Origin of the sequence: Roseicyclus marinus (genome assembly GCF_036322625.1) — a bacterium.
Lineage (GTDB): Bacteria > Pseudomonadota > Alphaproteobacteria > Rhodobacterales > Rhodobacteraceae > Roseicyclus > Roseicyclus marinus_A.
On sequence record NZ_AP027266.1, the window covers coordinates 1,538,767 to 1,554,103 of the forward strand.

Here is a 15,337-nt window from a genome sequence, read left to right on the forward strand (position 1 = left end):
GCCTTGGTATCCTGTTCGGGACTGTCCTGTCCCACATCAGGCAAGCAGCCAGAGGGAGCCGCAACAGATGCGCCGCTATTCCGCCTTCGCCATCGCCCGCGAGGCTTTTCGTCACCACGAGGGATGGGAACGCGCCTGGCGCAGCCCCGAGCCAAAGGCGCGCTATGACGCCGTGATCGTCGGCGCGGGCGGCCATGGGCTTGCCACGGCCTATTACCTTGGCAAGAACCACGGCATCCGCAATGTCGCCGTGATCGAAAAGGGGTGGCTCGGGGGCGGCAACACCGGGCGCAACACCACGATCATCCGCTCCAATTACCTGCAGGACCCGTCGGCCGCGATCTACGAAAAGGCCCGCAGCCTATATGAAACGCTGTCCCAGGACCTGAATTACAACATCATGTTCAGCCCCCGCGGCGTGATGATGCTGGCCCAGACGGAACACGAGATCCGCGGCTATCAGCGCACCGCCCATGCCAATGCGCTGCAAGGGGTCGCGACCGAATTCATCAGCCCGCGCCGGGTCAAGGAATTGTGCCCGATCATCAACCTCGACGGGCCGCGCTACCCGGTTCTGGGCGCGCTCTGGCAGCCGCGCGGGGGCACCGCGCGTCATGACGCGGTCGCATGGGGATATGCGCGGGCCTGTTCGGACATGGGGATGGACATCATCCAGCAGACCGAGGTGACCGGCGTGAAGCGCGAAGGGGGCAAGGTCGTGGGCATCGACACGACCAAGGGTCCCATCGCCTGCGGCAAGCTTGGCATCGTGGTGGCGGGCCATTCCGGCGTCATGGCCGAGCGCGCGGGCTTTCGCCTGCCCATCGAAAGCGTCGCGCTTCAGGCGCTCGTGTCCGAGCCGATCAAGCCTGTGATGGACGTGGTCGTGATGGCCAATACGGTGCATGGCTACATGAGCCAGTCCGACAAGGGCGAAATGGTCATCGGTGGCGGCGCGGACGGCTACAACAACTACACCCAGCGCGGGTCTTTCCACCATGTGGAGGAAACCGTGCGCGCGCTGATCGAGACGTTCCCGATCATCTCGCGGCTCAAGATGCTGCGCTGGTGGGGCGGCATCGTGGACATGACAGGCGACCGCTCCCCCATCATCTCGAAAACGCCGGTCGAGGGGGTTTTCGTCAATTGCGGCTGGGGCACGGGCGGGTTCAAGGCCATTCCGGGCTCGGGCTGGGCCATGGCGGAATTGATGGCCAAGGGGCATTCGCCGCTCGCCGATGCCTTTTCTCTCGACCGGTTCCGCGAGGGGCGGTTCATCGACGAGAGCGTGGCGGCAGGGGTGGCGCATTGATCCCGGCCATTCCCAGACGGCTTGCCCATATCTGGATCGGGGAACGGCCGCCGCCGCTGCACTGGATGCAGACATGGCGCGACCACCATCCCGATTGGGAATATCGGCTTTACGACAACGCCTATCTGACCGGCCGGCGCTGGCGCAACCAGCGGCTGATGGCCGAATATTTCCGGCGTGGGCGGCTTGAGGGCGTGGCCGATCTGATGCGCTACGAGATCCTGTTCGAGACGGGCGGCTTCATCCCCGGCGCGGATTTCGAGGCGCTGCGCCCCTGTGATGCGCTCTTTGCCAAGCCTGTGACCTATTCCTGCTATGAAACCCATCCCAAGGGGCGCTGCAGGATCGTGCCCTGGCTCGCCTCCGCGCCCGGAACGCTGACGCTGGCCATGACCATCGACGAGATCCACGAGGCCTATGCCGAAGATCCCGCCAAGGCCGAACAGCCGTGGATGTCGGTCGGCAACCTGTTCTTGCGCGGTTTCATGGAGCGCAACCGGGAGGTGGTCGGGGATTGCCGCATCCTGCCGGCCTATACCTTCATCCCGCGCCACAAGGACGGGCCGCGATACGAGGGGCCGGGGCAGGTCTATTCCGAGCATCACTGGGGCACGACCAAGGATCGCTACGCCCCCGAGGATGCGGCAAGATCCGGGATGACCAAGGCCGAGGTCCAGGCGACACTCGAGGCGACATTGCCGCTGGAACTGGCGCAAGACCCTGAAAAGGAAGTGATTTCATGCTGACATTCCGCTGCCCCTGTTGCGGCATCGACGCCTGCGAGACGGAGCTTGCGCCCGGTGGCGAGGCGCATCTGAAACGCTTCGGACCCGGATCCACGGACGAGGATTTCGAGGGCTACCTGTTCTTGCGCCACAATGCCAAGGGCGTGCATTTCGAACGGTGGCGGCATGCGATGGGCTGCGGAAAGTGGTTCCTTGCGGCACGTTGCACCGCGACCTTGGAGGTGTTTGGAACCTATTCGGCGCAAACCCTTGAACCTCCGAAAGACATCATCGACGCGATCCGCGCCAAGCGGCCGGACTGGAGCCTGACATGAGCCTGCGTTTGCCACAGGGCGGTCGCCTGATCGACCGCAGCCGAACGATCGGTTTTTCCTTCAACGGCAAGAGGTTGAAGGGGTTTGCGGGGGATACCTTGGCCTCGGCCTTGATGGGGTCGGGGCACAGGATCATGGGGCGTTCGTTCAAATACCACCGCCCGCGCGGCGTGGTGGCAAGCGGCGTGGAAGAGCCCAACGCGCTTGTCAACCTGGGCAAGGGCAAGACGCACGAGCCGAACCAGCGCGCCACGACGACCGAGATTTTCGAGGGATTGCAAGCCACTAGCCAGAACCATTGGCCGAGCCTGGCCTGGGATATCGGCGAGGTGAACGCGCTGATCCCGCGGTTTCTGCCGGCGGGCTTCTATTACAAGACCTTCATCCATCCGCGCGCCTTCTGGAAACATGTCTTCGAGCCCTTCATCCGGCAGTCTGCGGGTCTGGGCAAGGCGCCCGATCCGAAGCTGCAAGACCCTGATAGATATGAACAATTCTACGCCCATACCGACCTGGTGATCGCGGGGGGCGGCATTGCGGGATTGCAGGCAGCACTCGAGGCGGGACGCGCGGGCGCGCAGGTGATCTTGTGCGAGCAGAGTGCCCATTGGGGCGGACGCGCCCCGGTGGATGGGGTCGAGATCGAGGGACAACCAGCCGAGATTTGGATAAAGAACGCCGTTGAAGCGCTTGAAAAGATGAAGAATGTCCATCTTCGTCTGCGCTGCATGGTGGCGGGCGTCTATGACCATGGCTATGTGCTGGCCTATGAGCGGGTCAGCGATCATGCGCCACAAGATGATGTGGTGCGCCACCGGCTTTGGCGTATCCGTAGTCGCAACGTGATCGCGGCGACGGGCGCTTTGGAGCGGCCCTTGAGCTTTGCGGGCAATGACAAGCCGGGGGTGATGCTGGCCTCGGCTGTGCGGGACCATCTGATAAATTACGGCAGCGCCCCCGGAGAACGTATTGTAATCGTTACGAATAATGATGACGCCTATCGCACGGCGCTGGTGTTGGCGGATGCGGGGCTGACGGTGCCTTGCGTCGTCGATGCGCGCGCGCGGGCCGAAGGTGCGCTGCCCAGGGCCGTTCGGGCGCGGGGCATCCGGGTTTTGACCGGAATGGGAATCAGCAATATCAAGGGCTTGCGCGGCGTTGTTGCAGCACAACTTTGCCGTCAGGATGGCTCGGGCGAGGTCATCGAGGATGTGATCTGCGATGCGGTCGCCATGTCGGGTGGCTGGTCGCCGGTCGTGCATCTGTGGTCGCATTGCGGTGGCAAGCTGTTGTGGGACAAAGAAAATTCTTTCTTCAAGCCTGACCCGGACAGGCCGCCGACCGATCAGAACGGGGCGGGCTTTGTCATTTGTGCGGGCGCTGCCAATGGCGCTTTACAGGCGGCCCAAACCCTTGAGGATGCGTTAAAATCCACGCGCAAATCCTTGGCATCCCTTAACATCGCCGCGAGCGATCAACCGGTCGTTAACGCCTCTGCCGCTGATGAGGCCCCGATGGAACCGGTCTGGGTCATGCCCGCCAAGGCGGGGCCGAAGAAGCGGTCGAAGATGTGGCTCGATTTCCAGAACGACGTGAAAGTGTCGGACGTGCAGCTGGCCGCGCGCGAGGGCTACGAGAGCGTCGAACATACCAAGCGTTACACGACGCTGGGGATGGCGACCGATCAGGGCAAGCTTTCCAACATCAACGGGCTTGCCATTCTGGCCGATGCGCTTGGCGCGGAGATCCCGCAGGTGGGCACGACGACCTTTCGCCCGCCCTATGCGCCGATTTCGATGGGGGCGCTTGCGGGCGAGGCGCGCGGCGTGCTGTTCCAGCCGCTCAGGCGCACGCCCATCCAGGGCTGGCACGAGGAGAATGGCGCGCATTTCGAGCCGGTGGGCTATTGGCGCAGGCCCTATTGCTTTCCCCGAAAGGGCGAGAGCCACCGCGATGCGGTCAACCGCGAGATCCTGGCCACGCGCAACGGTGTGGGCCTGCTCGACGCCTCGACGCTGGGCAAGATCATCGTGAAAGGCCCCGATGCGGGGCGGTTCATGGACATGCTCTACACCAATGTGATGAGCAGCCTGAAACCCGGCAAATGCCGCTACGGGCTGATGTGCAGCGAGAACGGTTTCCTGATGGATGACGGCGTGGTCGCGCGGTTGGACGAGGAGACGTTCCTTGTGCATACCACCACGGGCGGGGCCGATCGCATCCATGCGCATATGGAAGATTGGCTGCAATGCGAATGGTGGGATTGGAAGGTCTATACCGCCAATGTCACCGAACAATGGGCGCAGATCGCGGTCGTGGGGCCCAAGGCGCGGGCGCTTTTGGAAAAGATCGGGGCGGATGTCGACCTGTCCAGGGAGGCGCTGCCCTTCATGGGTTGGGCCGAGGGGCGGATCGGCGGGTTCGACGCGCGGGTGTTCCGTATCTCATTCTCGGGGGAATTGTCCTTTGAAATAGCTGTTCCGGCGAGCCAGGGCCGGGCATTCTGGGACAAGCTTCTGGAGGCGGGCGCGGAATTCGGCGCAACGCCCTATGGCACCGAGGCGCTGCATGTGATGCGGGCCGAAAAGGGCTTCATCATGATCGGGGACGAGACGGATGGCACGGTCATTCCGCAGGACCTGGGCCTTGATTGGGCGATTTCGAAGAAGAAGGACGATTACCTGGGCAAGCGGGCGCAGGCGCGCAGCCACATGACCGATCCTGCGCGGTGGAAGCTGGTGGGGTTGGAAACGCTCGATGGCTCGGTCCTGCCCGATGGCAGCTATGCGGTGGCCGATGGCGTGAACGAGAACGGGCAGGGGAATACGCAAGGGCGCGTCACCTCGACCTATTATTCGCCGACGCTGGGGCGGGGCATCGCCATGGGTCTGGTGCTCAACGGGCCGGACCGCATGGGTGAGGTGATCGAATTCAACACCACCAAGCCTGGTGCCAAGGGCGAGGGGTTCAAGACCGTGAAGGCTCGGATCGTCAGCCCGGTTTTCTACGATCCCGAGGGGGAGAAGCAGAATGTCTGAGATTGCGGTGAGCGCGCTGCAGGGCGCCGAGGCCAGGGGCTTGGTCACGATCAGGGAGATGGGGCGGCAGGGCATGGTGAGCCTGCGCGCCGATCTGGGGGAGGCGGCCCGGGCCGTGGCCCGCGTGACGGGGGCCGAGATGCCCGCCCGGCGCAGGATCAGCACGGGCAAGGATTGCGCAGTGGCGTGGATGTCGCCTGACGAGCTGTTGATCCTGTGCGACGCCGATCAGGCGGGCAAGATCGCCTTTGACCTGTCGGAGGCCTTGACCGGCCAGCATCACCTGGCGCTCGATATCAGCGATGCGCGGGCGATGTTTTCGGTCACGGGCGCGGACGGGGCCATCCGCGACGTGCTGGCCAAGATCACGCCCGCCGATATCGGGGCGCTGGCCGTGGGCGAGATGCGGCGCACGCGGGTGCAGCAGGTGGCGGGGGCCATCTGGTTTCAGAGCGAGGGCGAGGCGCGGGTGATCTGTTTCCGGTCGGTCGCGCGCTATGTGTTCGATCTCATGGCGATGTCGGCGCGCGAGGGGGGCGCTGTCGGCTATCACTGAGACGGCGGGAAACCCCGGGGTTTCCCACCCGAAAAACCCGGGTTTTTCAGGATGGGACGGGGGCGTGGGGTTGACGCCCCCCCGGTCCGACCTCCATCTGTGCCGCAACCGACAACCAACAACGAGGGGGGCCGACACATGGCTTTCACACTTCCCGATCTTCCGTATTCCCATGATGCGCTGGCAGGCCTCGGCATGAGCCGCGAGACGCTGGAATATCACCACGACCTGCATCACAAGGCCTATGTCGACAACGGCAACAAGCTGATCGCGGGCACCGAGTGGGAGAACAAATCCCTCGAGGAGATCATCACCGGCACCTACCAGGCGGGTGCTGTGGCGCAGAACGGCATCTTCAACAACGCGTCGCAGCATTGGAACCACAACCAGTTCTGGGACATGATGGGTCCGGGCGAAGGCGGCATGCCGGGCGAGCTGGAAAAGGCGCTGGTCGAAAGCTTTGGGTCGGTCGACGAGTTCAAGGCGCAGTTTTCGGCGGCGGGCGCGGGCCAGTTCGGCTCGGGCTGGTGCTGGCTGGTGAAGGACGTCGATGGCGGGCTGAAGGTCACCAAGACCGAGAACGGGGTGAACCCGCTGTGCTTTGGCCAGACGGCGCTTTTGGGCTGCGATGTGTGGGAACATTCCTACTACATCGATTTCCGCAACAAGCGGCCCGCCTATCTGGAGAATTTCCTCAACAAGCTGGTGAATTGGGAAAACGTGGCCTCGCGCCTCTGATTTCCGACGGTCACGATGCGATGCGGCCCGCCCGATCTGGCGGGCCGTTTTCGTTTGCGGCGGTCAGGGGGCGAGATGGGCCATGAGGGCCGGCACATCGGGGACCACGGTGAGGTAATCGCGCAAGCCCGGATCGGCGAAGCCCTGGGCGATCACGTGATCGATGAGCGCCAGAAGCGGTTGCCAGTAGCCGTTCACGTCCAAGAGGTAGACGGGTTTGGCGTGGAGCCCCAATTGCCGCCATGTCAGAACTTCGAACAATTCGTCGAGCGAGCCTGCGCCACCGGGCAGGACGGCCACAGCATCGGCATTCATGAACATGACCTTTTTGCGTTCATGCATGGTTTCGGTGACGACGAAGGTGGTCAGGTCGCGCTTGCCGACCTCCCATGCCATGAGATGGGCGGGGATGACGCCGAAGGTCTGGCCGCCTGCCGCCTGGGCCGCGCGGGCGACGGCCCCCATCAGCCCGACATCCCCCGCGCCATAAACGAGGCGCAGGCCCGCGCCCGCGAGGCTGAGGCCCAGTTCGGTGGCCGCTTCCATATGGGCGGGATCGGTGCCGGGGCGCGCGCCACAATAGACACAGACGGAGAGGCTTTGCATCGGCATCCCTTGCACTTGAACGGGTTTTGCCACCTGATAGGCGCAAAGGGGCTTGCGCTCAAGCAGGCCGGGACATGGTCGCCGGGCGGATCGCCGCCGGAGACAGGGAGACGGAACATCCATGGCGGACCCCAAGACGACGGGACAGGCTTCTGCGGGGGCGATGTCGCAGGTGACGATCGCGGCGCTGGTGGGCCTTGTGCTGGTCGCCGTGGCGGTCGGCTTTGCCGTGATGCGGGAAACGCCCGAAAGCGCGCCTGAGGCGACGCAGACGACTGCGGAAGCGCCGGCGGAGCCTGCCGAGGCCGAGGAGAGCGCGACCGAGGTCGCATCGGAGGCCCCTGTCGCGGAGGAGGCTGTGGTGGCCCCGGAGCCGCCCCGGTTCGATCTGGTGCGGGTCGATGCGACGGGCAGCGCGGTGATCGCGGGGCGCGCGCCTGCGGAGGCGTCGGTGGTGCTGGTTCTGGATGGCGAGATCGTCGAGACGGTGACGGCGGATGCGGGCGGGCAATTCGCGGCGTTCTTGTCGCTCGAGCCCTCGGAGGCGCCGCGCATTCTGGGACTGCGGGCGGTCATGCCGGATGGCACGGAGATCGACGGGGCGGGCACGGCGCTGATCGCGCCCTTTGCCGGGCCCGTGGTGGCCGAGACCCCGGAAGCGCCCGCGCCGGAGACGGTGGAAGAGGTCGTGGCCGAAGCCCCGGCAGAGGCCCCGGCGGATGAGGCGCAGGCAGTTGCGGAAGCCCCGGCAGAGGCCGCGCCGACCGAGGTCGCGGCAGAGGAGGCCGTGGTGGCCGAGGCGGAGCCTGTGGCCGAGACGGTGGAGAGCGCGCCCGAGGCTGCGCCCGAACCGGTCGAGGAGGTTGCGGCCGTGGCCGAGCCGGTCACCGAGCCCGTGGTCGCGCCGGAACCGGCCCCTGCGGTCGAGGTTGCGGAGGCGGTGGCACCTGCCCCGGTCGAGGAGGCCGCGCAAGCGCCGGTGGTCGAACCTGCGCCCGTGGCCGCGCCCGAAGCCCCGGCGGTGCTTTTGGCCGACGAGACGGGGGTTCGGGTCTTGCAGGGGCCGGGGGGGGCTGCGGAAACCCTGCCGGAATTGCGGCTCGATGCGATCACCTATGATGTCGCGGGGGCCGTGACGCTGGCGGGGCGTGCGCCGGGTCAGGGCGATGTGCGCGCGACGCTCGACAACCGCGAGGTCACGAGTGGCGCGGTCGGTCCGGGCGGGGAATGGAGCCTCGATCTGCCCGATGTCGATCCGGGCACCTATACCTTGCGGCTGGAACAGCTGGCCGCCGATGGCAGCGTGACGGGGCGGATCGAAACGCCCTTCTTGCGGGAAGATCCCGACCGTATCCGCGACAATCCGATGCTGGTCGATCCCGGTGCCACGGTCATCACGGTCCAGCGCGGGTTCACGTTGTGGGGGATCGCGGAGGCGAATTTCGGCGACGGCATCCGCTACGTGCAGATTTTCGAGGAAAACCGCGACCTGATCCGCGATCCGGACCTGATCTTTCCGGGCCAGATCTTTGCGCTGCCCGATCTGCCGCGCGCCGCCCCCTGAGGGCGGGCGGCTCTGGCCATTTCGTTTGGCGGGGCATAGGTAGACGGCGACACGCCCGCAAGGATCGACCATGCCAGCCGACACACGCGCAGCCGGAAACGGCGCAGAGACCCGGACCGGCGCAAGCCGCGCGACGCCGCCGCAGCCCGACCGTATCGAGGCCGACGAGCGCCGTTCTGGGCTGCGCACGATCCGCAAGGTGGCCCCCTATCTCTGGCCCGAGGACAAGCCATGGGTGAAACAGCGGGTCGTGGCGGCCATGGGCTTTTTGATCCTGGCCAAGCTGATCTCGATCGGGACGCCGTTTCTCTACAAATATGCCGTCGACAGCCTGGGCGGCGAGGTCACGAGCCCTGCCTTTTTGTTGGGGTTGGGGGCTGTGGGCCTGACGGTCGCCTATGGTCTGGCGCGGGCGGCGAATGTGGGGTTCCAGCAATTGCGCGACGCGGTTTTCGCGCGGGTGGCGCAAGGTGCGCTCAGGCAATTGGCGCTGGAGACCTTCAACCACATCCATGCGCTGTCCTTGCGCTATCACATCACGCGCAAGACGGGCGGGTTGAGCCGGATCATCGAGCGCGGGGTGAAGGGCGTCGATTTCCTGCTGCGCTTCATGCTGTTTTCCATCGGGCCGCTCTTGGTGGAGCTGCTGCTGACGGCCATCGTGCTGGGTCTCTATTTCGATCTGGGCTACATGGTCGTGCTGATCGTGACCATCGTGCTTTATGTCTGGTTCACCTTCACCGTCACGGAATGGCGGGTGAAGATCCGGCGCGAGATGAACGCGCAGGACACGGATGCCAACCAGAAGGCCGTGGACAGCCTGCTGAACTTCGAGACGGTCAAGTATTTCGGGGCCGAGGCGCGCGAGGCGGAGCGCTATGACCGCGCGATGGCAGGTTACGAGGGGGCCGCGATCAAGACGGCGCTGTCGCTGGCGGTTCTGAACTTCGGGCAATCGGTGATCATCACGGCGGGGCTTGTGATCGTCATGGTGATGGCGGCCATCGGCGTGCAGCAAGGCGATCTGACGGTGGGCGATTTCGTCATGGTCAACGCCTTCATGATCCAGATCACGATCCCGCTGAATTTCCTTGGCACGGTCTATCGCGAGATCCGGCAGGCGCTGGTCGATATGGGCGAGATGTTCGATCTGCTGGAACAACCGCGCGAGATCGCGGACAAGCCGGATGCCCCCGAATTGCGGGTGGCGGGCGGCGAGGTGCGGTTCGAGGGCGTGCGCTTTGCCTATGATCCGAGCCGTCCGATCCTGAAGGGATTGGATTTCACGCTGAAGCCCGGCGAGACCGTGGCGCTGGTCGGGCCGTCGGGATCGGGCAAATCGACCATCGGGCGGCTGTTGTTCCGGTTCTATGACGTGACGGGGGGCGCGATCTTGATCGACGGGCAGGATCTGCGCGACGTGACGCAGGTGAGCCTGCATGACGCGATCGGCGTCGTGCCGCAGGACACGGTGCTGTTCAACGACACGATCCGCTACAACATCGGTTACGGGCGCGCGGGCGCGACCGATGCCGAGATCGTGGCCGCCGCCAAGGCCGCGCGCATCCATGATTTCATCCTGTCCCTGCCCGAGGGTTATGACACGGCCGTGGGCGAGCGGGGGCTGAAGCTGTCGGGGGGCGAAAAGCAGCGGGTGGGGATCGCGCGCACGCTGCTGAAGGACCCGCCGATCCTGCTATTGGACGAGGCGACATCGGCGCTGGATACGGAAACCGAGCGCGACATCCAGAACGAGCTGCGGATGATGGGGCAGGGCCGGTCGGTCATCACCATCGCGCACCGGTTGTCGACGGTGGTGGAGGCCGATCAGATCCTTGTCCTCGAGGCAGGAGAGATCGTGGAGCGCGGCACCCATGAGGAGCTGCTGGCGCGCGGTGGGCGCTATGCCTCGATGTGGGCAAGGCAGATGGCCGAGGAGGAAGAGGCCGAGGGCGGCGGGGCCGAGACGGGCGGAGCGTAGACGGGCGGGGCGGCGGGCGCTAGCCTGTGCCAAAGCCCGTCCAACCCAAAGGTGCCGCCCATGACCGACCCGTTTTTCCAGCCGCCTTCGGGCACGGACCTGCCGCGCTATGCGGGTGTGCCCAGCTTCATGCGGTTGCCCTATCTGCCGCCCGAGCATCCGCGCCGGGCGGAGGTGGATATCGGGATCTTTGGCCTGCCCTGGGATGGGGCGACCTCGAACAGGCCGGGGGCGCGGCATGGGCCACGGGCCTTGCGCGATGCCTCGACCATGATCCGGGAAAGGAACCGCGCGACCGGGCAAGAGCCGTTTCGCGCGGTCAAGATCGCCGACCTGGGCGATGTGGCGATGAGCCCGGTCGATCAGGACGAGGCGCTGGGGAATGCGCAGGCCTTCATCCGGGGGTTCTGGGGCAGGGGATCCGGCCCTTCATGGTTGGGGGGGATCATCTGTGCACCCTGACGGTTCTGCGCGAATTGCGCGCGGCGCGGGGGGAGGCCTTTGGGCTTGTGCTGCTCGACAGCCACACCGATCTTTACCCGCCCTATTTCGGGGGCCGCACGCTGACCCATGGCAACCCGTTCCGGCAGGCGATCGAGGAAGGCTGTCTGGACCCTACGCGCTGCGTCATGGCGGGGATGCGGGGCACGTCCTACAACAACGCGGATTTCCAGTATGGCTGGGATCGGGGTGTGCGCATCCTGCCCATCGAGGAATGTGTCGCGCTTGGCTGGCCTGCGGTCATGCAGATCGCGCGGGAGGTCGTGGGGGATGGCCCGACCTATGCCAGTTTCGACATCGATTTCGTCGATCCGGCCTATGCGCCGGGAACCGGGACGCCGGAGGTCGGGGGGCCGAATTCCTTTGAGGCAATTCAATGCGTGCGGGCGCTGCGGGGGCTTGATCTCATCGGGGCCGATCTGGTCGAGGTCTCGCCGCCCTTCGACACGGGCGGGATCACGGCATGGCTGGGGGCATCGGTGATGTTCGAGCTGCTGTGCGCGATGTTGCCGGAATGACCACGCCTGCGGACCGCACGCCCGCGCATCTGCTGGAAACCGACCGAAGGGCCGGGTTCGAGGTGGTGGCGGGGGCTGGGCGGTTCAGCCAGATGAACGACATCTTCACCCGCGCCTTTCGCGACGAGAGGGTGCGGACGAAGGACACCGACGCCTTTTTCGCCAGCTACCGGATGGAGGCCGCGCCGCGCCGGGGCGACGGATTCACCCAAAAGGATTTCGCGTTGCGCAACGCGGCTTGGCTGATTTCGGACATCGTGTCGGAACGCTCGGCCGCCGAAGGGCTGCGCGAGGGGTTCCAGGCCCCGATCCAGGCCGATACGCCGGTTGCGCCGGAGCGGGCGGAATTGGGATCGCCCGAGGCGGAGGCCGCCGAGATCAAGGCCGTGGCAAAGCTGTTCGGGGCCGATCTGGTGGGGATCACCCATCTGGACCTGCGCTGGCATTATGCCGAGCGACCGGATGTGCGGACAATGGAGCCTGTCGCCAACGATCTGCCCGAGGGGCTGACCCATGTCATCGTGATGGGCCATGCGATGGATGCGGGATTGGTCGAGACCTATCCCAGTGCGCTGGCGGGGGCCGCGACGGGGCGGGAATACAGCCACGAGGCGGCCATCGTGATGCAGGTCGCGGCCTATATCCGCAACCTGGGCTATCAGGCGGTGGCCAGCATGAACGACACGGCGCTGGTCATCCCCTATGCGATCAAGGCGGGGCTGGGGGAATACGGGCGGAACCAGATGGTGCTGACCCCCGAATTCGGGCCGAGGGTGCGGTTTTCCAAGATCTTCACCGATCTGCCGCTGGCCGTGGACACCCCCCGCAAGCTGGGGATGGCAGCCTATTGCGAGGGCTGCGAAATCTGTGCGCGGGCCTGTCCGGTCAGGGCCTTGCCCTTTGGCGCGCCCGATTTCGGGGAAGAGGTGACGAAAGGTTCGCCCTCGACCTGGCGGGGGGTGCGCAAATGGTCGTCGGATGCGGAGGCCTGTTTCGGCTATTGGGCGAAGCTGAAAACGGATTGCGCGATCTGCATGCGCGTCTGCCCCTTTGCGCGACCGGTGAGGGGGCTGTCCGCGCGCCTGTGGCGGGGGCTGGCCATGGGGCGGTTCGGGCCGTCGGGGCGCAGGCTTGCCCGGATCTGGGAGCGTCGGCGCGGCGTCGCGCGGCGTGCGAAACCGGCCGAATGGTGGGCCGGTCACCGCCGGTGAGCGCACAAGCCGGGGCGGGCGGTTGTCGCAGGCGGGCCTTCTGCTAGACTTGCGCGCAAGCAGGGTGTATCTGCCGGTCACAGGGTCCGTTAGCGCTAACGGGACCCGCTTGGCAGGGGAAAGGCAGTCATGGTATCGCGTGTCATTCCGGTCGATCCGTTCGACCTTGTCATCTTTGGGGCCACGGGCGACCTGGCGCGGCGCAAGATCCTGCCGGGGCTGTACCGGCGGTTCTGCGACGGGCAGATGCCGCCCGAGGCGCGGATCATCGGCGCGGCCCGGACCGAACAGGATAATGCGGCCTTTGCCGAGCAGGTGGCCGAGGCGATCGAGACCTTTTTGCCGGCGCAAAAGCGGGATGCGAAGGGGCTTGCGGCCTTTCTGGAGCGGTTGAGCTATGTGGCGGTCGATGCCCATGGCGATGCGGGTTGGGAAGATCTGCGCGCCGCGATGCGCGAGAACGTGGTGCAGGCCTTTTATTTCTCGGTCGCGCCGGGGCTTTTCGGGGCCTTGGCCGAGCGGCTGCACCATTTCGAGATCGCGCGGAAGGACGCGCGCATCGTGGTGGAAAAGCCCTTTGGCCGCGATCTGGAGACGGCGCGCGCGCTGAACGCGACGCTGGCCACCCATTTCGACGAAGCCCAGATCTATCGCATTGACCATTACCTCGGGAAAGAGACGGTCCAGAACCTGATGGCGGTGCGGTTCGGCAATACGTTGTTCGAGCCGCTGTGGAACGCGCAATACGTGGATCACGTGCAGATCACGGTGGCCGAGGAGGTGGGCGTGGGCGGGCGCGGGGCCTATTACGACAAATCCGGGGCCATGCGGGACATGGTGCAGAACCACCTGATGCAGCTGTTGTGCCTGACCGCGATGGAGCCGCCCGCGCGCTTCGAACCCGATGCGGTGCGCGACGAGAAGCTGAAGGTCATTCGCGCGCTCGATCCGGTCGCGCCCATCGACATCGTGCGGGGCCAATACAAGGCGGCGGGTGGTCATGCGGGTTACCTGGAGGATGTGGAGGCGGAGGTGAGCCGCACCGAAAGTTTCATCGCCATGAAGCTGCATGTCGCCAATTGGCGCTGGAACCGGACGCCGTTCTACCTGCGCACGGGCAAGCGGCTGCGCGCGCGGAAATCCGAGATCGTCATCCATTTCAAGGAGACGCCGCATTCGATTTTCGATGCGGATGCGGGAAACCGCGCCAATGTGCTGTCGATCCGGCTGCAACCCGACGAGGGGATCGATCTGCGCGTGACGATCAAGGAGCCGGGGCCGGGGGGCATGCGCCTGATCGACGTGCCGCTCGACATGAGTTTCGCCGATGCGCTGGGACCGGAAGTGGCCGATGTGCCCGATGCCTATGAGCGGCTGATCATGGATGTGATCCGGGGCAACCAGACGCTGTTCATGCGCGGCGACGAGGTGGAGGCGGCCTGGGGCTGGACCGACCCGATCATCGCGGGATGGGAGGCGCGGGGCGACCGGCCCGTGCCCTATCACGCGGGCAGTTCGGGGCCGGAAGAAGCCGCGATCCTGATGCATCGCGACAACCGCCGCTGGCGGGAGATCTGAGATGGAGCTGATCGAATATCCCGACCGCGACCTGTTGAGCTTGGGTCTGGCCGACCGGCTGACCGCCGATCTGGCCGAAGCCTTGCGGTTGAACGAACGGGCGAGTTTCAGCGTGCCGGGGGGCACGACACCCGGGCCGGTGTTCGATCTGTTGAGCGAGCAGGCGCTCGATTGGGACCGGGTGTCGGTGGTGTTGAACGACGAGCGGTGGGTGCCCGAGGACAGCCCCCGGTCGAACACGGGGCTGCTGCGCAAAAGGCTATTGGTGTCAAAGGCATCGGCGGCGACGTTGATCCCGCTTTACGCGCCCGCCGCACAGCCCGAGGACAAGATCGCGGAGCTGGCCGAGGGGCTGGTGCCGCATTTGCCGCTGTCGGTCGTGCTGCTCGGGATGGGGGCGGATATGCATACCGCGAGCCTCTTTCCCGGTGCCGACAATCTTGAGGCGGCGCTGGCCGAGGATGCGCCGCCCCTGATGGCGATGCGGGCCGAGGGCGCGGGCGAGCCGCGCATCACGCTGACGGCCCCCGTGCTGAAGGGCGCGTTGAGCCTGCATATCCTGATCACGGGGGCGGAGAAGCGCGCGGCCCTGGAACGGGCGCAGCATCTGTCCGCGACGCAAGCGCCGGTGCGCGCCGTGCTGGGGCAGGCCGTGGTGCATTGGGCGGAGTGAG

At 65.7% G+C, this 15,337-nt stretch carries 12 protein-coding genes and 1 pseudogene; 12 read left to right on the forward strand and 1 reads right to left on the reverse strand.

The window, feature by feature from the left end; translation table 11 throughout:
• Nucleotides 1-67 precede the first annotated feature (67 nt).
• The 6 genes from AABA51_RS07360 to AABA51_RS07385 all read left to right on the forward strand — a co-directional run bounded on the left by AABA51_RS07360 (nucleotide 68) and on the right by AABA51_RS07385 (nucleotide 6,704).
• The gene (locus tag AABA51_RS07360; RefSeq protein ID WP_338276016.1) at nucleotides 68-1,312 is read left to right on the forward strand and encodes a sarcosine oxidase subunit beta family protein; all 1,245 of its coding nucleotides are present in this window, start codon (nucleotides 68-70) and stop codon (nucleotides 1,310-1,312) included.
• Nucleotides 1,309-2,058 (forward strand): hypothetical protein, encoded by a 750-nt coding sequence (locus tag AABA51_RS07365; RefSeq protein ID WP_338276019.1) that lies wholly within the window; start codon nucleotides 1,309-1,311, stop codon nucleotides 2,056-2,058. Before AABA51_RS07360 ends, AABA51_RS07365 begins: the two co-directional genes overlap by 4 nt.
• Nucleotides 2,052-2,372, forward strand: coding sequence for a sarcosine oxidase subunit delta (locus AABA51_RS07370; protein ID WP_338276022.1), 321 nt, complete (start codon nucleotides 2,052-2,054; stop codon nucleotides 2,370-2,372). Before AABA51_RS07365 ends, AABA51_RS07370 begins: the two co-directional genes overlap by 7 nt.
• Nucleotides 2,369-5,410: a sarcosine oxidase subunit alpha family protein gene (locus AABA51_RS07375; RefSeq protein WP_338276024.1), complete on the forward strand. Its 3,042-nt coding sequence runs from the start codon at nucleotides 2,369-2,371 to the stop codon at nucleotides 5,408-5,410. Before AABA51_RS07370 ends, AABA51_RS07375 begins: the two co-directional genes overlap by 4 nt.
• Nucleotides 5,403-5,966, forward strand: coding sequence for a sarcosine oxidase subunit gamma (locus AABA51_RS07380; protein WP_338276026.1), 564 nt, complete (start codon nucleotides 5,403-5,405; stop codon nucleotides 5,964-5,966). Before AABA51_RS07375 ends, AABA51_RS07380 begins: the two co-directional genes overlap by 8 nt.
• Before the next feature lie 138 nt (nucleotides 5,967-6,104).
• Nucleotides 6,105-6,704, forward strand: coding sequence for a superoxide dismutase (locus AABA51_RS07385; RefSeq protein ID WP_338276028.1), 600 nt, complete (start codon nucleotides 6,105-6,107; stop codon nucleotides 6,702-6,704).
• Nucleotides 6,705-6,767: 63 nt separating this feature from the next.
• On the opposite strand, the gene AABA51_RS07390 is transcribed toward AABA51_RS07385, so the two are convergent.
• Entirely contained in the window at nucleotides 6,768-7,310 is a 543-nt protein-coding gene (locus AABA51_RS07390) for a TIGR00730 family Rossman fold protein (RefSeq protein WP_338276030.1), read from the reverse strand.
• 121 nt (nucleotides 7,311-7,431) lie between these two features.
• On the opposite strand from AABA51_RS07390, the gene AABA51_RS07395 reads away from it, so the two are divergent.
• The 6 genes and pseudogenes from AABA51_RS07395 (at nucleotide 7,432) to pgl (ending at nucleotide 15,336) form a co-directional block, all read left to right on the forward strand.
• Complete coding sequence (locus AABA51_RS07395) at nucleotides 7,432-8,874, forward strand: LysM peptidoglycan-binding domain-containing protein (protein WP_338276031.1); 1,443 nt, start codon at nucleotides 7,432-7,434, stop codon at nucleotides 8,872-8,874.
• Nucleotides 8,875-8,944: 70 nt separating this feature from the next.
• A complete protein-coding gene (locus tag AABA51_RS07400; RefSeq protein ID WP_338276033.1) occupies nucleotides 8,945-10,855 on the forward strand; it encodes an ABCB family ABC transporter ATP-binding protein/permease in 1,911 nt (636 codons plus the stop codon).
• Between the two features lie 60 nt (nucleotides 10,856-10,915).
• Nucleotides 10,916-11,874 (forward strand): annotated as a pseudogene (locus AABA51_RS07405) (agmatinase).
• Entirely contained in the window at nucleotides 11,871-13,085 is a 1,215-nt protein-coding gene (locus AABA51_RS07410) for a reductive dehalogenase domain-containing protein (RefSeq protein ID WP_338276035.1), read from the forward strand. Before AABA51_RS07405 ends, AABA51_RS07410 begins: the two are co-directional and overlap by 4 nt.
• A gap of 129 nt (nucleotides 13,086-13,214) precedes the next feature.
• Nucleotides 13,215-14,663: a glucose-6-phosphate dehydrogenase gene (gene zwf, locus AABA51_RS07415; RefSeq protein ID WP_338276037.1), complete on the forward strand. Its 1,449-nt coding sequence runs from the start codon at nucleotides 13,215-13,217 to the stop codon at nucleotides 14,661-14,663.
• Between the two features lies 1 nt (nucleotide 14,664).
• Nucleotides 14,665-15,336 carry a 6-phosphogluconolactonase gene (gene pgl / locus AABA51_RS07420; protein WP_338276039.1) on the forward strand — a complete coding sequence of 224 codons (672 nt, stop codon included), beginning with the start codon at nucleotides 14,665-14,667 and terminating at the stop codon, nucleotides 15,334-15,336.
• The last annotated feature ends 1 nt before the right edge of the window (nucleotide 15,337 follow it).